The 17198-nt window shown below is 63.5% G+C and carries 18 protein-coding genes and 1 pseudogene; 10 read left to right on the plus strand and 9 right to left on the minus strand.

What is annotated here, in order from left to right; all coding sequences use genetic code 11:
- Entirely contained in the window at positions 1-1200 is a 1200-nt protein-coding gene (gene dapE, locus FJW07_RS29365) for a succinyl-diaminopimelate desuccinylase (RefSeq protein WP_140859661.1), read from the minus strand.
- A 176-nt stretch (positions 1201-1376) separates the two neighbouring features.
- On the opposite strand from dapE, the gene FJW07_RS29370 reads away from it, so the two are divergent.
- Positions 1377-2411, plus strand: a complete 1035-nt coding sequence (locus tag FJW07_RS29370; protein ID WP_140859662.1) for a 2-dehydropantoate 2-reductase — start codon at positions 1377-1379, stop codon at positions 2409-2411.
- Here the strand turns inward: FJW07_RS29370 and FJW07_RS29375 are convergent.
- The 3 genes from FJW07_RS29375 to dapD are packed head-to-tail and all read right to left on the minus strand — an operon-like array spanning position 2386 to position 4345.
- Positions 2386-3087, minus strand: a complete 702-nt coding sequence (locus tag FJW07_RS29375; RefSeq protein WP_140859663.1) for a hypothetical protein — start codon at positions 3085-3087, stop codon at positions 2386-2388. The genes FJW07_RS29370 and FJW07_RS29375 overlap by 26 nt on opposite strands.
- A gap of 7 nt (positions 3088-3094) precedes the next feature.
- Positions 3095-3466, minus strand: coding sequence for a DUF805 domain-containing protein (locus tag FJW07_RS29380; RefSeq protein ID WP_140641942.1), 372 nt, complete (start codon positions 3464-3466; stop codon positions 3095-3097).
- Positions 3467-3490: 24 nt separating this feature from the next.
- Positions 3491-4345: a 2,3,4,5-tetrahydropyridine-2,6-dicarboxylate N-succinyltransferase gene (gene dapD, locus FJW07_RS29385; protein ID WP_140859664.1), complete on the minus strand. Its 855-nt coding sequence runs from the start codon at positions 4343-4345 to the stop codon at positions 3491-3493.
- 144 nt (positions 4346-4489) lie between these two features.
- Between dapD and FJW07_RS29390 the strand changes: the two genes are divergently transcribed.
- Positions 4490-5329: an LOG family protein gene (locus FJW07_RS29390; RefSeq protein ID WP_140859665.1), complete on the plus strand. Its 840-nt coding sequence runs from the start codon at positions 4490-4492 to the stop codon at positions 5327-5329.
- A 35-nt stretch (positions 5330-5364) separates the two neighbouring features.
- On the opposite strand, the gene FJW07_RS29395 is transcribed toward FJW07_RS29390, so the two are convergent.
- A complete protein-coding gene (locus FJW07_RS29395; RefSeq protein WP_246677222.1) occupies positions 5365-5988 on the minus strand; it encodes a response regulator transcription factor in 624 nt (207 codons plus the stop codon).
- A 297-nt stretch (positions 5989-6285) separates the two neighbouring features.
- A complete protein-coding gene (locus FJW07_RS29400; protein ID WP_181182754.1) occupies positions 6286-6888 on the minus strand; it encodes a sensor histidine kinase in 603 nt (200 codons plus the stop codon).
- Between FJW07_RS29400 and FJW07_RS31835 the strand changes: the two genes are divergently transcribed.
- The 3 genes from FJW07_RS31835 to FJW07_RS29415 all read left to right on the plus strand — a co-directional run bounded on the left by FJW07_RS31835 (position 6847) and on the right by FJW07_RS29415 (position 8751).
- The gene (locus tag FJW07_RS31835; RefSeq protein ID WP_181182755.1) at positions 6847-7656 is read left to right on the plus strand and encodes a hypothetical protein; all 810 of its coding nucleotides are present in this window, start codon (positions 6847-6849) and stop codon (positions 7654-7656) included. The two genes, FJW07_RS29400 and FJW07_RS31835, sit on opposite strands and share 42 nt — an antisense overlap.
- 175 nt (positions 7657-7831) lie before the next feature.
- The gene (locus tag FJW07_RS29410) at positions 7832-8284 is read left to right on the plus strand and encodes a hypothetical protein (protein ID WP_140859667.1); all 453 of its coding nucleotides are present in this window, start codon (positions 7832-7834) and stop codon (positions 8282-8284) included.
- Positions 8284-8751, plus strand: a complete 468-nt coding sequence (locus tag FJW07_RS29415; protein WP_140859668.1) for a hypothetical protein — start codon at positions 8284-8286, stop codon at positions 8749-8751. The genes FJW07_RS29410 and FJW07_RS29415 overlap by 1 nt, the downstream gene beginning before the upstream one ends.
- Before the next feature lie 334 nt (positions 8752-9085).
- Here the strand turns inward: FJW07_RS29415 and FJW07_RS29420 are convergent.
- A pseudogene (locus FJW07_RS29420) lies at positions 9086-9791 on the minus strand (pyrimidine 5'-nucleotidase).
- A gap of 150 nt (positions 9792-9941) precedes the next feature.
- Here FJW07_RS29420 and FJW07_RS29425 point away from each other — a divergent pair.
- The 3 genes from FJW07_RS29425 (at position 9942) to FJW07_RS29435 (ending at position 12466) form a co-directional block, all read left to right on the plus strand.
- Positions 9942-10703 (plus strand): GGDEF domain-containing protein, encoded by a 762-nt coding sequence (locus FJW07_RS29425; RefSeq protein ID WP_140641929.1) that lies wholly within the window; start codon positions 9942-9944, stop codon positions 10701-10703.
- A 168-nt stretch (positions 10704-10871) separates the two neighbouring features.
- Positions 10872-11030 carry a hypothetical protein gene (locus FJW07_RS29430; RefSeq protein ID WP_140859669.1) on the plus strand — a complete coding sequence of 53 codons (159 nt, stop codon included), beginning with the start codon at positions 10872-10874 and terminating at the stop codon, positions 11028-11030.
- The gene (locus FJW07_RS29435; protein WP_140859670.1) at positions 11027-12466 is read left to right on the plus strand and encodes a GMC family oxidoreductase; all 1440 of its coding nucleotides are present in this window, start codon (positions 11027-11029) and stop codon (positions 12464-12466) included. Before FJW07_RS29430 ends, FJW07_RS29435 begins: the two co-directional genes overlap by 4 nt.
- Positions 12467-12559: 93 nt before the next feature.
- Here FJW07_RS29435 and phhA read toward each other — a convergent pair whose 3' ends face one another.
- The gene (phhA, locus tag FJW07_RS29440; RefSeq protein ID WP_140859671.1) at positions 12560-13396 is read right to left on the minus strand and encodes a phenylalanine 4-monooxygenase; all 837 of its coding nucleotides are present in this window, start codon (positions 13394-13396) and stop codon (positions 12560-12562) included.
- A gap of 135 nt (positions 13397-13531) precedes the next feature.
- On the opposite strand from phhA, the gene FJW07_RS29445 reads away from it, so the two are divergent.
- Entirely contained in the window at positions 13532-14008 is a 477-nt protein-coding gene (locus FJW07_RS29445) for an Lrp/AsnC family transcriptional regulator (RefSeq protein WP_127883232.1), read from the plus strand.
- A 288-nt stretch (positions 14009-14296) separates the two neighbouring features.
- A complete protein-coding gene (gene bchE, locus FJW07_RS29450; RefSeq protein ID WP_140859672.1) occupies positions 14297-15850 on the plus strand; it encodes a magnesium-protoporphyrin IX monomethyl ester anaerobic oxidative cyclase in 1554 nt (517 codons plus the stop codon).
- A 43-nt stretch (positions 15851-15893) separates the two neighbouring features.
- Here the strand turns inward: bchE and argB are convergent, their stop codons facing one another.
- Positions 15894-16787, minus strand: coding sequence for an acetylglutamate kinase (argB, locus tag FJW07_RS29455; protein ID WP_140859673.1), 894 nt, complete (start codon positions 16785-16787; stop codon positions 15894-15896).
- Between the last annotated feature and the right edge of the window lie 411 nt (positions 16788-17198).

Consider the following 17198-nt stretch of genomic DNA (forward strand, 5'->3'; position numbering starts at 1 on the left):
TCACGAAAGGCCTTGTCCGAACCAGTCTTCGATGAAGCGTTCGTAGATTTGCGTCAGCGTCTCGAGGTCGGCAAGCGCGACGCGCTCGTCCACCATATGCATGGTCTTGCCGACCAGGCCGAACTCGACCACCGGGCAATAATCCTTGATGAAGCGCGCGTCCGACGTACCGCCGGAGGTGGAGAGCGCCGGCGTCTTGCCGACCACCGCCTTGACCGAGCTGCCCAGCGTATCGATCAGCTTTTCGTCACGCGTGAGGAAGACATGGCTCGGCCGATCGCGCCAGACAAGCTCGTACTCGACCGGCGCCTTCTTGCCCGGCCGGTATTTCTTGCGCCCGGCGGCCTGGTCGAGCCGGTTGTGGATATCGGCCTGGACGGTCTCCGCATCCCAGGTGTCGTTGAAGCGGATGTTGAAGATGGCCGTCGCCTTGGCCGGGATGACGTTGGTCGCCGGATTACCGACATCGATCGACGTCACTTCGAGGTTGGTCGGCTGGAAATCCTTCGTTCCCTTGTCGAACACCGGATGGAGCAGCGCGTCGACCAGGCTGATGAGCCCGCGCACCGGGTTGTCGGCAAGCTGCGGATAGGCGGCATGGCCCTGGCGTCCATTGACGGTCACGCTGCCCGACAGCGAACCGCGCCGGCCGATCTTGATCATGTCGCCGAGCGCATCCGGATTGGTCGGTTCGCCGACGATCGAGGCGTCCCACTTCTCGCCCTTGGCCGCCGCCCAGTCGAGCAGCTTCGTCGTGCCGTTGATGGCCGGTCCTTCCTCGTCGCCGGTGATCAGCAGCGACACCGAGCCTTTCGGCCCGCCATTCTTCGCGACATGGCGCGCCACCGCGGCAATGAAGCAGGCAATGCCGCCCTTCATGTCGACGGCGCCGCGGCCATACATCTCGCCATTGGCGATTTCGGCGGCGAAGGGCGGATGCGTCCAGGCCGCCTCGTCGCCCACCGGAACCACATCGGTATGGCCGGCAAACATCAGATGCGGGCCGTTGCCCGAGCGCCGCGCATAGAGGTTTTCGATGTCCGGCGTGCCGTCTTCCGAGAAGACCGGTCGCTCGATCGAGAAGCCGAGCGGCTTCAGCATACCCTCCAGCGCGGCAAGCGCCCCGCCTTCGGCGGGCGTCACGGAAGGGCAACGGATCAGGGCGGCAAGATTCGCGGCGGGATCGGTCGGCAATGTCATGGGCAAAGCGATAGTCGAAAGCGTTTGTCGTGTCACGATGGCAGATCATCGCCGGTCATGCCGCCGACAATATGGTTTTCGTGGCGTATAAATGCATGTCGCCCGGAAGTGTGGGCGGCGTTTCTGGGAAAACGACATGCATAATAGCAAGTTGCGGGCCAAGCCAGGACGAATGCATGGCCAGTGAAACAAGCGCCATCGCGATAGCCGGCGCCGGCAGCATCGGCTGCTATGTCGGCGGCTGCCTGGCGCTCGCCGGACGCAAGGTCGTCTTCCTCGGTCGCGGCCGCGTCGTCGAGGCCATGCGCGAAAGCGGGCTGCGCGTCAGCGATCTTGACGGCCGCGACCGCCGCGTCGAAGCGCGAGCGATTTCGGCCACGGACGATCCGGCGGAAGCACTCCCCGATGCGGACGTCATCCTGGTGACGGTGAAGAGCGGCGCAACCGCGGAGATGGCCGGGCTGATCGCCGCCCACGGGCGCCCGGATGCCGTGGTGGTCAGCCTGCAGAACGGCGTCGACAATGCGGACAGGTTGCGCGCCGCGCTCCCTGGACGGCGGGTGCTGACCGGCATGGTCATGTTCAACGTCGTCCAGTCGCCCGACGGCGAGGCGCCGTTGCGTGCGCATCGCGCCAGCCAGGGCGAGGTGATGATCGACGATGGCGTCGATGGCCTTGCCGGTCTGCTCGACGTCGACGGGCTTGCCGTCGAAGCGCGCGCCGACATGAAGGCGGTGCAGTGGAGCAAATTGCTGATGAACCTCAACAATGCCCTGGTGGCGCTCTCCGACCTGCCGCTGGCGAGGCAACTGGCCGACCGAAGCTGGCGCGTCATCCTTGCCGCCGAGATCGACGAGGCGCTCGCCGCGATGAGGGCGGCGGGCATAGCGCCGGCGCGTATCACCGGCCTGCCGCCGGCGCTGCTGCCGAAAGTGCTGCGGTTGCCCGACTGGCTGTTCGGGCTTCTGGCGCGCCGCATGCTGGCGATCGACCATCAGGCGCGCTCGTCGATGTGGGACGACCTCAAACGCGGCCGCCCGACTGAGATCGACGAATTGCAGGGCGCGGTCATTCGCCTGGCCAGGCGAACGGGCGCCCCGACGCCGGTCAACGAACACGTCACCGCGCTGGTGCGTCAGGCGGAAGCGGCAAAGCGCGGTCCGCCTGGTCTTAGGCCGGAAATGGTCAGCGGCGGTCCTCGATCAGCGTGATCTTCTGCCAGATCTTGCGCGACAGGTTGGAGGACAGGTTCTCGATGTCGTTGACCGCATTGACGACGACATCGTCGTTGACCGACTGCGCGAACAGCGCCGCGATCTTGCCGGTGATCGACAGCATCTCCGAGCAATAGTCGAGATAGCGCGCCAGGTCGGCGGGGTTGGTGATGCGAGCGGGTGAGTGCGAGGTCGGCTTGAAGTCGGCCGACAGCGTCGCCGGATCCTTGGTCAACTGGTGCATGTCGATGACATGGATCAGCGAGCGCAGCCCGTGCAGCTGCCGGAACACTTTCTTGCGCTTGATCCGCTCCTCGGCGCGGATCAGCGCCAGCAGGCCGAGCACCGCCAGGATGACCGTGTTGATCGTCGCCTCGATGCCCTGCATCGACTGCACGGCATCGTCGGCGCCCGAAATGCGGTCGAGCGGCAGGATGGTGCCGACGAACAGGAACATCGCCACGCCGGCGATGAAGGCCGCGACGATGACGCCGCGCAGCCACCAGATCGGCGCTTCCAGCTGCTTGGCGGCCTTGGCGAGGTCCCGCGACAGCGACACCAGTTCGGCGGCGACGGCGCGCAGGCCCTTTTCCGGGAACCGCTCGGCGACACGCTCCTCCAGCCTTTGGGCGGTCTCGATGATCCGCGTCGGATCGAGCGTGCGGTAGCGCATGGCGACCTCAGCTATCGCCCGGCGCGTTGGTGCGCCTGCCGTAGCGGTTCGGTCCGGGATCGCTGCGGAAACAGGCGAGGATGATGAGCAGGATGGGACCGATGATCAGCGAGATCAGCGCAAAATAGGTCGGCTTGCCGAAATCATGGAAGCGCTTCGCCGTCACCGCGAACGTTGCCCAGGCCGAGATGAGCAGCACGCCCCAGCATATCATGGCCCAGTTCTGGCTGGCGCTTGTGTTCAGCTCCACCCGCGCGAACTGGTAGAACGGGAAAAACTGGACAAGCACCAGCAAAATCCCGGCCAGCGCATAGGCGACCGGGCTCAGCCGTCCCGAAAGGCTGAAGAACAGCCAGAGGAATTGCGATCTTTCAGACACTAGCGTCCGCTCCGTGGTGGAGGATCAATCGCGCAGCAATTCGTTGATCGAGGTCTTGGAACGGGTCTTGGCGTCGACGCGCTTGACGATGACGGCGCAGTAGAGACTGGGACCTGGCTCGCCATTGGGCAGCGGCTTGCCCGGCAGCGATCCGGCGACCACCACCGAATTCGGCGGCACTTCGCCGTAAAAGACCTCGCCGGTGGCGCGGTCGACGATCTTGGTCGACTGGCCGATGAACACGCCCATGCCGAGCACCGAGCCTTCGCGCACGATGCAGCCCTCGACCACTTCGGAGCGCGCGCCGATGAAGCAATTGTCCTCGATGATGGTCGGGCCGGCCTGCATCGGCTCCAGCACGCCGCCGATGCCGACGCCGCCGGAAAGATGCACGTTCTTGCCGATCTGGGCGCAGGAGCCGACCGAGGCCCAGGTGTCGACCATGGTGCCCCTATCGACATAGGCGCCGACATTGACGAAGGACGGCATCAGCACCGCGCCCGGCGCGACATAGGCCGAGCGGCGCACGATCGAAGACGGCACGGCGCGGAAGCCGGCCTTCTCGAAGTCGACTTCGCTCCAGCCGTCGAACTTGGATGGCACCTTGTCCCACCACACCGCCTGGCCGGGACCGCCCTTGATGATCTCCATCGGGTTCAGCCGGAAGGAGAGCAGCACCGCCTTCTTCAGCCATTGATTGACGTGCCACTTGCCGTCGTCCCGCTTTTCGGCGACGCGGGCGACGCCGCGATCGAGCAGGTCGAGCGCCGTCTGGATGGCGTCGCGCGTCTCGCCGCGCGTCGCGGTCGAAATCGTGTCGCGCTCCTCGAAGGCCTTTTCGATGGTCTTTTCGAGGCTCGCCAGATCGGGCTTCGACATGATTTCGCTCCATTACCAAGCTGTTAAGGGGCTGCGCCTTAACCTGTTTAAAAGTCGCGCGGACCCTATGTTAAGGCTCAATGGGGGTCAATCGCGCCTGCGTCACGGGACGGCGCAAGTAAGGGAATTGGACGGGTGGATTCGATGACTCCCATGGAAAAGGCGGGATGGACGCCGCTGCCGCATTCGGACGAGGATCTGGAACGCTCGAAAGGCGTGCCGGATACCCCGCAGACACGCGCCGAGACCTACCGGCTGGCCTGGAACGATCCCGACTTCATGACGCGTCGCGAATTGCGCGCCGTACGGCTGCAGCTCGAGCTGCTCAAGCCGGAAATGATCCTGGCCGAACGCGGTATTCGCTCGACCGTCATCCTGTTCGGCGGCGCCCGCCTGCCCGAACCGGGTGGCGAGGCCTGGGCGGCGAAGAACGAGACGCAGAAGAAGAACCTCGAGGCGAACAGCAAATATTACGAGGAAGCGCGCAAATTCGCCCGCCTGTGCTCGCAGCAGTCGGCCACCTCCTATTATCGTGAATATGTCGTGGTGACCGGTGGCGGGCCTGGCGTCATGGAGGCCGGCAACCGCGGCGCCGACGATGTCGGCGCGCCGTCGATCGGCTTGAACATCGTTTTGCCGCACGAGCAGGCGCCTAACGCCTATGTCACGCCGGAGCTCTGCTTCAACTTCCACTACTTCGCCATCCGCAAGATGCATTTCGTCATGCGCGCCAAGGCGGTCGCGGTGTTTCCGGGCGGCTTCGGCACGATGGACGAGTTCTTCGAGACGCTGACGCTTATCCAGACGGGACGCATGGAGCGCGTCCCGGTCATCCTGTTCGGCAAGGCGTTCTGGCAAAGGGCGATCGATCTCGATTTCCTCGCCGAGCAGGGCACGATCTCGCCCGGCGATCAGGACATCATCGATTTCGTCGACACGGCCGACGAAGCCTGGGACATCATCCGCCGCTTCTACAAGCTCTGAAAGCGCGGCCCCGGAAGCGCAACCTGCCGGTTCGCCTACACCGGCAGTTCGATCAGCCAGCCATTCGAGTGCGCGAAGCGCACGATGGCAGCGCGGGAGTGAAGTTCGAGCTTGTCGGTTGCCCTGGTGCGATAGGTTTCGATCGTCTTTATACTGAGGCTGAGCCGCGACGAGATTTCCTTGTTGCTGTAACCGAGCGCCACCAACTGGATGACCGACCGCTCCCGTTCGCTGAGATTGCCCGGATCGCCCTGCGCGGCGCCGCGTGGGCTCAATATGCGCGCCGCAAGCGCCGGATCGACATAGTTGTCGCCGGCCAACACGCATCGGATGGCCTGCAGCAGGTCCGTCGCGGTCGACCGCTTGACCACGAAGCCGCGTCCGCCCGCCGCCAGCACCTGGCGCAGGCAGCCCGGGTCCTCATGCGCCGTCAGCGCTATGCAGCTGACCTCGGGAAAGCGTTCGCCAAGCCGCTCGATCAGCGTGACCCCGTTGATGCCCGGAAGCGATATGTCGACCACGGCGACGTCGGGCAGCGACTTGCCGATCCCCTCGAGGGCATCGTCGGCATTGCCGGCCAGTCCGACGATCGTCAGATCGTCCTGGCTGTTGATCATCGCCCCGACCCCCGACAGGATGATCGGGTGGTCATCGACCACAAATATCCGTCTGCAGCACACCTTTAACCTCCATCAGTCGATGAAAGAGCCTCTCGCTTGGAGCGGGCTCTCTTGTTCTTGATGGTCTAGGCAACTGCCCCGCCTGGCGCGGGACGCCCGTCTGTCCTGGCAGGCCTGAACGGCCGCAACGGGTAAGCCATCCCCCGCCTAACCCAATGATGCCGCACTGTAAGCCGCGGCTAATGTCCGGGATGTGCAGCGCTTCACGTAATCCCACCTGACGCCGAAGATGCCGTTTCAGACCCGATCGCATCGTTGCCGGCTCGAAGCCGCCGGTCAGCCGGCGAGGGGCACATCAGCGTAAATGGTGGTCCCCTTGCCCCAAGCGGTTTCAACCGACAATTTGCCGCCGACCAGCGCCAGCCGCTCCCGCATTCCGGCAAGTCCCAAATGGCTCGGACCAGGTTCGGCGCTGCCGTCAAAGCCGCGGCCGTCATCCTCGATCGTCAGGCGCATCCGATCGTCCTGGATGTGCGCCGTGACGCTGACGCGGCTCGGCGCGGCATGCTTGCCGATATTGGTGAGCGCTTCCTGGGCAATGCGGTACAGCGTGAGCGCGATCTCGGCAGGCGGCGGGCTCGACAGGGCTTCAAGGTCCATCTCGCATGCAATGCCGAGTTGACCGCAAAGCATGATGGTCAGGTCCTCGACCGAAGCCTTGAAGCCGAGGCGATCGAGGTCCGCGGGTCGCAGGCTCCAGGCGGCGTCATGCACCCTGGCGCTCAGCTGGTCGATAAGCATCGCGGCGCGCTCGAGGCGGGCGTCCATCTCCGGCGAGCCGGCGCGAACGATGTGCAATTCGAGCGAGACGCTGGCGAGCATCTGGCCCAGATCGTCATGCAGCTCGCGCGACAGGCGCAGGCGCTGCTCTTCCTGCACGGCAACCAGATGCCGCGCCAGGCCACGGCGCTTTCTCGAGCTATCGTCTTTGCCGGTGTCGATGCCACCCTCCATCGACTTCTTTTCCGTCAACGCCGCGAAGTGCCGGCCCCGCGAGAAGAGGCACAAGGGGTTGATGCTCCGCGCAATATACACCCGGCATACGCCTTTATGCCTGTCAGTTTTTTCCCGATTACTTCAACTTTCCCTGACACGGGGATCAGCAGAAAAACCGACGGCACCTGCCGATCAGCCCGAATTCATGGGCGCTATTTCTGCGTGCATCCTTGGAGCGTCCTCTCGGTCATCTTGAACTGGCCGGGAAGCTCAACACAAACCAAGGAGAACGTCATGAAAAAGATCATCCTGGCCGCGGCTGTCCTGTCGGCTCTGACTGGTTCGGCATCCGCATTTTCGGTCGGTAGCGGCAATGGCAACGGCAACGGCAATGTCGGCGTCGGCAACGGCAACGGCAATGGCAACGCCAACACCGGCGCCTTCAACGGCAACTTCAACGGCAACGGCAATTTCGGCGCTGGCAACGGCAACGGAAACGGAAACGCCAACATGGGTGCCTTCAGCGGCAACTATAACGGCAACCTCAATGCCGGCGCCGCCAACGGCAACGGCAACGGCAACGGGAACTTCGGCCTCGGCAACGGCAACGTGAACGGCAACGGCAACTTCGGCCTCGGCAACGGCAATGCCAACGGCAACGGCAACTGGGGCGCCGGTAGCGGCAACGGAAACGGCAACGCCAACCACTAGCGTCGCCAACTTCAGCGTCGCCAAGCTTTAACTTGGAAAGACGCAGACGTCTCTGGGATCGCCGAGCCACGCGCCCGTCCCCCGCGCAAGGCTATCGCGACATGTCGCCGGCGGTCCCAGTCCTTTTCGAAACAGGTGCAATTTCAAAAAGCTAAGCCATGGAAGGAGCTCGCAGATGAAACGCTACGTCATATCGGCGCTATGCCTGGGGTTGTTGAGTGCAACCGCGGCGAAGGCTGACACCGCGACGGGCAGCCAGGCCTTCGGCATGTCGGCTGTCCAGGGGGCGGTCGGCAAATACGGCCAAGCCATCGGTTCGAACGTCAGGAGCATGAACCCGCTCGGCAACTTCGGCGGCAATGTCGGCTACAAGAACAGCGGTACCGGTAATATCGGCGCCTTCAACAGCGGCACCGGCAATGTCGGCGCCTTCAACGGCAACAGCAACACCTCGCCGACAAGCGGCAACAGCAACATTGGCGCCTTCAACGGCAACTCCAACACCGGCCAATACAACGGCAACAGCAACATCGGTGCCGGCAACGGCAACTTCAACGGCGGCAACTTCAACGGCAACGGCAATGTCGGCGGCTTCAACGGCAACTCCAACGGCCGGGGGAACCGCTGATGACCAGCTTGAGATCAGCCGCGCCCGTTCGGCCTCGCCAGCGCGGCGTGGCGGCGAGGCTGCTTGACGGAAACCGCCTCGCGCTCGGCACGCTGCTTGCCGCGATCCTGGCTGCCGACGCCTCGACCCTGGTCAGGATTGCCGACCTTCCGATCGGCGTCGGCGTGACCAACGGTCTCGGCAACACCGGCAATTTCAACGGCAACGGCAATTCCGGCAACTTCAACGGCAATGGCAACAGCGGCAACTTCAACGGCAACGGCAATGCCGGAAGTTTCAGCGGCAACTTCAATGGCGGCAGCTTCAACGGCAACGCCAATTGCGGCAACGGCCACGGCAACGGCTACTCATCCGACGGCAATGGCAACGGTACGGGAGCCGGAGGCACGCCGGACTGGTGCCGGTATCTGAAGGACCTGAATGGCCGGCTGGGGCTGCAGCCCGGCACGATTCCGGATTTCGATTAGGTCCTCGATACAAGATTGCAGGCCCATCGATAGGCCAGATATTCACCGCTCATTCGATGAAATCAGGGCAAACGCTGGGGATTGGCCGAAGCCTCCCAGCCTCGTCATTCTAGCGGAGCAGCCGCGAAGCGGCGTCGTGCAGACCCTGGAATCCATTCCGTGACCTGGGCCGTGGAATGCAGCAGAGCAGAATTCTGCACCGCGGCAACGCTCGAAAGCCACGGAATGGATCCTCGGGTCTACGCGCGTCGCTTCGCTCCTTGCTCCGCCCGTGGATGACGATCGCGATGGGCGTTTCGGCCAACCTCCCAGGCTTGCCCTATGCAAACATCGTTCAGGCCACGACCTCGACGATCGCGGTCAGGAAGCTGGCGAGATCGTCGGTGACGAAATCGACGTCGTCCTCGTTTGCAGGGTCGCGTTCCCAGATCTCCGAAAAGGTCGGCTCGAAATTGCGCGGCACCACCAGCACGGTCGTCATGCCGAGCGTTTTCGGCACGGCCAGATTGCGCGCCAGATCCTCGAACATCACCGCATTATGTCCGGTCACCGAGTGCAGTTCGGCAAAACGCTCATAGGTCTGGCGCTCCGGCTTGGGATTGAGCCCCGCCGCGAATGTCGAAGATGGCGTCGAAATGTTCCAGTATGCCGAGCTGGCGCGCGGTGCGCTCGGCATGCCTGCGGTCGCCATTGGTGAAGATGAATTTGCGTCCTGGAAGCTGGCGGATCGCCGCGCCCAGCACCGGATCCGGCACCAGCCGCGAATAGTCGATGTCGTGCACCTTCTCGAGGAAATCGTCGGGATCGATGCCGTGCCGCTTCATCAGCCCGTTCAGCGTCGTGCCGTATTCCAGGTAGAGCTCCTTCTGCAGCTTGCGCGCCTCGTCGCGCGAAAGCGTCAGCAACTCGCCGACATAGGCGGTCATCTTGACGTCGATCTGCGCGAACAGGTTCGAATGATGCGGATAGAGCGTGTTGTCGAGGTCGAACACCCAGTCCGTGACATGGGCAAAGCGGGCAGGATCGGGTGTCATCGTCATACGCTTCTTATGGCACGCCGGCGCGGAGGTTATCCACAACTTATGCGCGTCACGAAGTGTGAAAATGGCGTCTCACTTCAAATTTTAAAAGTCTCGGAAAGGTCGCCTTCAGCGCTTGCTGGCACAGAGGCTATCCGTTGGGAGCAAGTGATGAGTCGCATATTTTTGAGGGCCGCTGCCGTGGCGTTCGCTTCGGTCGCTGCCTCGCTGTTGTTGACGCTGATTGTGGTTCCGGCAATGGGCTTTCCGATGAGCCGCACCGTCTGGCTGGCATCGACGGTTTGCCCGCTCGTGCTTGCCTGGGCCGCCAGCGCCAGCAGCTTCTGGCAAAGCGACCGGTTGCAGAACGCCCATCGCGAGCTTGCCCGCGCCCATGCGCAGCTTGCGGCGGCGCACAGGCGCCTGTCGGAAAAGGCAAGCCGCGACGACATGACCGGCATGCTCAACCGCGAAACCTTCTTTGCCGCGCTCGACGGGTCGCGGCGCAAGAGCGATCGCGGCGCGCTGCTCATCATCGACGCCGATCACTTCAAGAGGATCAATGACAGCTACGGTCATCTGACGGGAGACGAAGCGCTGCTTCTGATTGCCGGCGCCATCGAACGCGGCATTCGCAGCGGCGACATGCTCGGCCGCATCGGCGGCGAGGAATTCGCGGCTTTCCTGGTCGGCGCCAGCGAACCGGAAGCCAAGCATATCGCCGAGCGTATCCGCCGCGAGGTCGAGCTGATCCGCTTCCGCCCCGTCGACGAGCGGACCGTGCCGCTCACGGTCTCGATCGGCGGCATAAGCTGCGGCGAGAGCGCTACCGTTTCCGATCTGATGCGCGCCGCCGATCGCAGGCTTTACGAGGCGAAGAACCGCGGCCGCAATCTTTCGATCCTCGACCGCGAACTCCCCGAGGCGGCATGAAGCCGCGGGCGTTAGGAAAACCCTAACCATGTCCATATTCAACCGCGCTGAACGTCCGGGTGTAACCCCGTTTTCACCTAGGTTTGGCACGGAATTGGCCTCCTTGGCGGCATGTGTGCCGTTCAGGAACGGCATGCGTGGATCGACGGCCCTATCGAGAGACGTGTCATGAGCAGGTTCATAAGAAAAATGTCGCGCCGCGCGATCGTGCAGGCGCTGATCGCGCTGCCCGCGCTGTCGCTGTTCCGCAACCAGCCGGACGTGGCCGACCCCGATGAAATCGTCGAGATCAATGGCTGGATCCTGCGGCGGAGCGATCTCGCATGATCTTCGACAGCTACGAAGCCTACAAGCAGGCCGGCTTCAAACCCAAGGCCTGTATCCTCGGCTCCGGTCCAGCCGGTACGACGATCGCCAGGAAGCTCGGCGCAGCCGGCATCCCGGTCGTCGTCCTGGAGGCGGGTTCGCGCGAATTCAGCGACGAGTCGCAGGATTTCTATCGCGGCAGGACGGTCGGCGATTTCTATTTCGACCTCGACATCACCAGGCTGCGCTTCATGGGCGGCTCATCCAACCACTGGGCCGGCTGGTGCCGCGTGCTCGACAGCCAAGATTTCGAGCCCAAGGCCTGGGCGCCGGACACCGGCTGGCCGATCAGTCGCGCCGACATCGAACCCTACCTCGGCGAAGTCCACGACATCCTCGAGCTTCCCGACTTCCGCCCCGATGTGCCGGTTTCGGACGACATCCGCTGGGTGCAGTTGATCAAGAGCCCGGCGGTGCGCTTCGGCGAGAAGTTCGCCGACGAACTCGACAAGAGCAAGAACATCGCCGTCGTGCTCAACACCTACGCGACCGAGCTTACCGGCGACGGCAAGCGCGTCACCGGCGCGAAGCTCTGGTCGAACGGGCAGGACGCCGGCACCTTCGGCGCGGACTATTTCGTCATCTGCACCGGCGGGCTGGAAAACTCACGGCTGCTGTTATGGTCGAATGAGCGCTCGAATGGCGGCGTGGTGCCGAACGCGACGGCGCTCGGCCGCTACTGGATGGAGCATCCGACCTTCGAGGGCGGCAATGCCATCCTCGCCAGTTACTCAGAGTTCGAGGTCGACGCCTCGAACGAAGCCTTCTTCTCGCCGACGCTTGCCGCGATGGAGCGGCTGCAGATCATGAATTTCGGCATTCGGCTGATCGAGTCGCCCTATCCTAATGTCAAGAAGCTGATCGCCGATCTCGCCTGCACCGCGCCCAACATGGCGGAGTGGATGTCGTCCCAACTGGACCAAAGGCTGCACTGCGCGGCCCAGCTTTACGTCGCCTGGGAACAGGCGCCGCTTGCCTCCAACCAGATCGAGCTGTCGAAGGTCGATGTCGACCACGCCGGCGTGCCGCGCATCGAATTGCATTGGAAGAAGTCGCCGCTCGAGCGCCGCACGCTGCTCGAAGGCCTGAAGCTTTTCGGCACGACCATGGCGCAGAAGAATCTCGGCCGCGTCCGCATCGACGACTGGATCAGCAATGGCGACGATTATCCGACCAATGAGGAAACGGCCGGCCACCACCACATGGGCGGCACCCGCATGGGCACCGATGTCTTGAAAAGCGTCGTCGACGCCAATTGCAAGGTGCACGGCATGGACAATCTCTATGTCGGCGGCTCCTCGGTGTTCTGCACCTCCGGCCAGTGCAACCCGACGACGACCATCACCGCGCTCGCCTGCCGCCTGGGCGAGCACCTCGGCAAGGTGATCGTCGTCTGATCTACCGAAAAGACCGGCTTGGCCGACGTAAAGCGGCCCAGCCGCCTCTCGGCGGCTGAACCGCCCTGAATGTCGGTTGGGCGAAAACCGACCTCAGACCGTGGCCGGGTCGAGCGCCAGCTGATCCTTGAACCGCGCCACGATGCCGGCGAGGTCGCCATGGGCGAAAGCATCGCGCAGCGCATCGAAGGACGGCAGCACGAAATAGGCGCGCTGGAACTTGTCGATCTCATAGCCGGTGCGCATCACCGTCTCGAGGTCGAACGGCACGTGGTGGGCATCCTTGCTCTCGACCGCGAATTGCAGCTCGGTGAAGGACGACATCAGCCCGGCGCCGAAGGCCTTCAGCGGCTGCCCGGCTTCCTGGATGAGGCCGTATTCGGCGCTGTACCAGTAGAGCCTTGTGATCATCTCGTCGCCGCCCAGCGCAATGACGTCCTCGGCCTTCTCGCCATACATCTGCATGAAATCGGCGAACACCGGCTGGGTCAGGATCGGCACATGGCCGAAGAAATCGTGGAACATGTCCGGCTCGACGATATAGTCGAGCTCTTTCTTCGTCCGCAGCCAGTTGGTCACCGGAAAGCGGCGATTGGCGAGATGATCGAAGAACGGGCCGGCTGGGATCAGGCCGGGCACGGCGACGATCTCCCAGCCCGTCAGCCTGGTGAGCTTTTCGCTGACCTCGTCGAAATCCGGAATCCTGTCGAGCAGGCCGAGCGCGGCGACACCATCCAGATAGGAGTGGTGCGCGAGCTTCTGGGTCAGCTTCGTCTGGCGGTCGCACAGCATGCGCCACACCGCCTGTTCCTCGGCTGAATAGTCGTAGCCCTGCGCCACGGTGAAATCGCCGCGGCAGACCGAATAGTCGCCGCGAAGGCCCTGCGCCGCGCATTCGGCGGCGTAATCGGCAACGCTGATCGTCATCATATCCTCCTCGAGATCGTGATCCGCGGATCGTGGAGAGGAGTTTAGGAGCGAACGCTGAGGTAAATCCGCCTTGTTTGTAGCTCGTTAGCTGATTTCGAGGTAAAAGAACTCAGATAAGCGTGAGATCGACAAAACATGCCTCAATTCGATGATTTCGAGATAAGGATGCTCGATATCCTGCAGCGCGACGGCCGCAAGCCCGTCTCGGAGCTGGCGCAGGAAATCGGGCTATCGACCACGCCCTGCGCGCGCCGCTTCGAGGCGCTGCAGGAAACCGGCATCATCAAGGGTTTTGCCGCCGTGCTCAGCCGCCGCGCCGTGGGCTTGACCGTCGAGGTGTTCATCCAGGTGCGGCTGGTCAGCCACAGCGACGGCTCGCCCGAAAGCTTCATCGCCGCCGTGCAGCGCATGGACGAAGTCTCGTCCTGCTGGACGATGACCGGCGACCACGATTTCCTGCTGCATGTCATGGTGCCGTCGGTGGACGATCTGAATGCCTTCGTCATGCACCGGCTGATGCGCCTGCCCGGCGTGCGCGACGTCCACACGCAACTGGTGCTGCAGAACATCAAGGGCCCCGGCCACGTGCCGCTCAGTCACCTGCGGCGCTGACGCAATTCCAGGAAAAGTGCAACGCGGTTTTCCGTCCGGAATTGCGTCCAAGCAAAAAGCAATTCCAGGAAAAGTGCGACGCGGTTTTCCGTCGGAAATTGCGTCCAAGCAAAAAGCGATTCCAGGGAAGTGTGAGGCGTTTAGGCTCGGCAACTTCGCCGTAGCCCTCCGTCCGGAATTGCTTCAGAACAAAACTTCTCCCGAAAAGCTGCGTGGAAACTGCTGAACCGCGCCAAGGCGGCTTCGACATCGGCGACTAGCACAAGCGGACCAAGCAAGAGGTCCGCCATGAACATCGTGCTGATCAATCCGCCGCACACCGCCATCGGCAGCCGCGTGCCCGACGATCATTTGCCGCCGCTCGGGCTGCTGGCGATCGGCGGCCCGCTGATCGATTCCGGCCATCAGGTCCGGCTGGTCGATGCCGAGTTCGGGCCGATGCCGCTTGCCGTGCTGGTCGACGATGCCCTGCGCGACGATCCGGATTTCGTCCTGATCGGCCATTCCGGCTCGACCTCGGCGCATCTGACGGCCTTGAAGATCGCCGAAATGATCAAGGCGCGCGCGCCGGGCGTCATCATCATCTATGGCGGCGTCTTCCCGACCTATCATTGGCGCGACATCCTGGCGGCGACGGACGTCTTCGATTTCATCGTGCGCGGCGAGGGAGAGGCGACCGCGACGGCGCTGGTCGAGGCGATCGAGATGCGCCAGCCGGTGGCGAGCGTCGCCGGCATCGCCTATCGCGACGACCTCGGCCATCCGGTCGCCACGCAGCCGGCAATGACCGTTGCCGATCTCGACGCCTGGCGCGTCGGCTGGGAGCTGATCGATCATCGCCGCTACTCCTATTGGGGCGGCAAGCGGGCCGTGGTCATGCAGTTCTCGCGTGGCTGCCCGCATCTGTGCAACTATTGCGGCCAGCGCGGCTTCTGGACCCGCTGGCGCCACCGCGATCCCGTCAAATTCGCCAGGGAAATAGCCTGGCTCCATCGCGAGCACGGCGTCGAGCTGATCAACCTGGCGGACGAGAATCCGACCTCCTCGAAGAAGGCCTGGCGCGCCTTTCTCGATGCCATGATCGCCGAGAATGTGCCGGTGCTGATAGTCGGCTCGACCCGCGCCGACGACATCGTGCGCGATGCCGACATCCTCCACCTCTACCGCAACGCCGGAATCATCCGCTGGCTGCTCGGCATGGAGAACACCGACGAGGAGACGCTGTCGCTGATCCGCAAGGGTGGCAGCACCAAATCCGACCGCGAGGCGATCCGGCTGCTCAGGCGACACGGCATCCTGTCGATGGCGACCTGGGTCGCCGGCTTCGAGGACGAGACCTTGCGCGATCTCTGGCGCGGCTTCCGCCAGCTCATCGCTTACGATCCGGACCAGATCCAGGCGCTCTATGTCACGCCACATCGCTGGACGCCGTTCTTCCGCATCGCCAGCGACCGCAAGGTGATCCAGAAGGACGTGCGCCTCTGGGACTACAAGCACCAGGTTCTACACATGACCCGGCTGAAACCCTGGATGCTGTTCTTCGCCGTCAAGCTGATCGAGGTCGCGGTGCAGTCGCGGCCGAAGGCGCTGGCGCGCATCCTCTTCCACCCCGATCCCGAGCAGCGCCATTCGATGCGCTGGTACACCAAGATGGGGCGCCGCGTCTGGTTCCGTGAGGTCTGGGGTTTTCTCGCCCGCGATGGCCGCGTCACGGACGGCCCAACGCTTGCTGAGTTCTGGGGCGCACCGCAGGACGCCGAGGAGGAATCGATGATCGTTCGGCGTCGAGCGCGAAAGCCGGCCATGCCCGCTCTTGAAGGCGAAAGAAGATTAGCCGGCTGACTATGGTAATTCACCGCTTCACGGAAACGGTGTACTTGCCTTCCTACGGAACTATCAGCGTGCCAGCGCCGTGCTCGGTGAAGAGCTCGAGCAGAACGGAGTGCGGCGTCTTGCCGTTGAGGATGACGACGCCTTCGACCCCGCGCTCGATCGCCTCGATGCAGGTCTCGACTTTCGGGATCATACCGCCGGAAACCGTGCCGTCCTTGATCAGCGCCCTGGCTTCGGCGACCGTCAGCTCGTCGATCAGCTTCCTGTTCTTGTCGAGCACGCCGGGCACGTCGGTGAGGAAGAGCAGACGCGAGGCGCGGCATGCGCCCGCGATTGCGCCCGCAAACGTGTCGGCATTGATGTTGTAGGTGTGGCCGTCGCGGCCCGGCGCGACCGGCGCCAGCACCGGGATCATTTCGGAGCGCGCCAGAAGATCGAGCAGCGTGCGGTCGACCTCGACCGGTTCGCCGACGAAGCCGAGATCGAGCACCCGCTCGATGTTGGAGTCCGGGTCGACCATGGTCTTGCGCGCCTTTTCGGCGAACACCATGTTGCCGTCCTTGCCGCAGAGCCCGATCGCCCACTCGCCCTCGGCGTTGATCAGCGCCACGATCTCCTTGTTGATCGAGCCGGCCAGCACCATCTCGACGATCTCGACCGTCTTCTGGTCGGTGACGCGCAGCCCGCCCTCGAACTTGGATTCGATGCCCATCTTGGAAAGCATCGCGCCGATCTGCGGCCCGCCGCCATGCACGACGATCGGGTTGACGCCGGATTGCTTCAACAGCGCGATGTCGCGGGCGAACGCCTTGCCGAGTTCATGGTCGCCCATGGCGTGGCCGCCATACTTCACCACCACGGTCTTGTTCTCGTAGCGTTGCATATAGGGCAGCGCGCGCGAAAGCAGCGCGGCCTGCATTTCGGCGGTGGCGGCGATGTCCGTCATCGAATTGGTTCCCGGCTTCTAGGAAAGGACGGCGGCGTCTTAGCGGGAATTGCCGCAGGCCGCAAACGGCTTTGCGCTCACAATGACGAAATCTGCTAGTTCCCCAGCACAGTGATTTTGACGGGCAGGCCGTATTTGTGTTGGTAGGTGGCATGCCTTGGAATTGGCCGAAGCCTTCCGACCTCGTCATTCCAGGGCGGGAGCAGCCGCGAAGCGACGCGCGCAGACCCGAGGATCCATTTCGTGACGCATGAGCGCCGCAACCGTGCAGAATTCTGCTCTGCTGCAGTCTACGATCAAGGTCACGGCGTGGATTCCAGGGTCTCCGCGACGCCGCTTCGCGGCTGCTCCCGCCCTGGAATGACGAGGTCGGAAGGCTTCGGCCAATTCCCAGCGTTTGCGCTGATCTCA

Origin of the sequence: Mesorhizobium sp. B3-1-9 (assembly GCF_006439595.1) — a bacterium.
Lineage (GTDB): Bacteria > Pseudomonadota > Alphaproteobacteria > Rhizobiales > Rhizobiaceae > Mesorhizobium.

Coding starts and splice junctions, on each gene's coding strand:
- dapE (WP_140859661.1), bottom strand. CDS start 1,200: ATGACATTGCCGACCGATCCCGCCGCGAATCTTGCCGCCCTGATCCGT.
- FJW07_RS29370 (WP_140859662.1), top strand. CDS start 1,377: ATGGCCAGTGAAACAAGCGCCATCGCGATAGCCGGCGCCGGCAGCATC.
- FJW07_RS29375 (WP_140859663.1), bottom strand. CDS start 3,087: ATGCGCTACCGCACGCTCGATCCGACGCGGATCATCGAGACCGCCCAA.
- dapD (WP_140859664.1), bottom strand. CDS start 4,345: ATGTCGAAGCCCGATCTGGCGAGCCTCGAAAAGACCATCGAAAAGGCC.
- FJW07_RS29390 (WP_140859665.1), top strand. CDS start 4,490: ATGACTCCCATGGAAAAGGCGGGATGGACGCCGCTGCCGCATTCGGAC.
- FJW07_RS31835 (WP_181182755.1), top strand. CDS start 6,847: ATGCAGCTCGCGCGACAGGCGCAGGCGCTGCTCTTCCTGCACGGCAAC.
- FJW07_RS29410 (WP_140859667.1), top strand. CDS start 7,832: ATGAAACGCTACGTCATATCGGCGCTATGCCTGGGGTTGTTGAGTGCA.
- FJW07_RS29415 (WP_140859668.1), top strand. CDS start 8,284: ATGACCAGCTTGAGATCAGCCGCGCCCGTTCGGCCTCGCCAGCGCGGC.
- FJW07_RS29425 (WP_140641929.1), top strand. CDS start 9,942: ATGAGTCGCATATTTTTGAGGGCCGCTGCCGTGGCGTTCGCTTCGGTC.
- FJW07_RS29430 (WP_140859669.1), top strand. CDS start 10,872: ATGAGCAGGTTCATAAGAAAAATGTCGCGCCGCGCGATCGTGCAGGCG.
- FJW07_RS29435 (WP_140859670.1), top strand. CDS start 11,027: ATGATCTTCGACAGCTACGAAGCCTACAAGCAGGCCGGCTTCAAACCC.
- phhA (WP_140859671.1), bottom strand. CDS start 13,396: ATGATGACGATCAGCGTTGCCGATTACGCCGCCGAATGCGCGGCGCAG.
- FJW07_RS29445 (WP_127883232.1), top strand. CDS start 13,532: ATGCCTCAATTCGATGATTTCGAGATAAGGATGCTCGATATCCTGCAG.
- bchE (WP_140859672.1), top strand. CDS start 14,297: ATGAACATCGTGCTGATCAATCCGCCGCACACCGCCATCGGCAGCCGC.
- argB (WP_140859673.1), bottom strand. CDS start 16,787: ATGACGGACATCGCCGCCACCGCCGAAATGCAGGCCGCGCTGCTTTCG.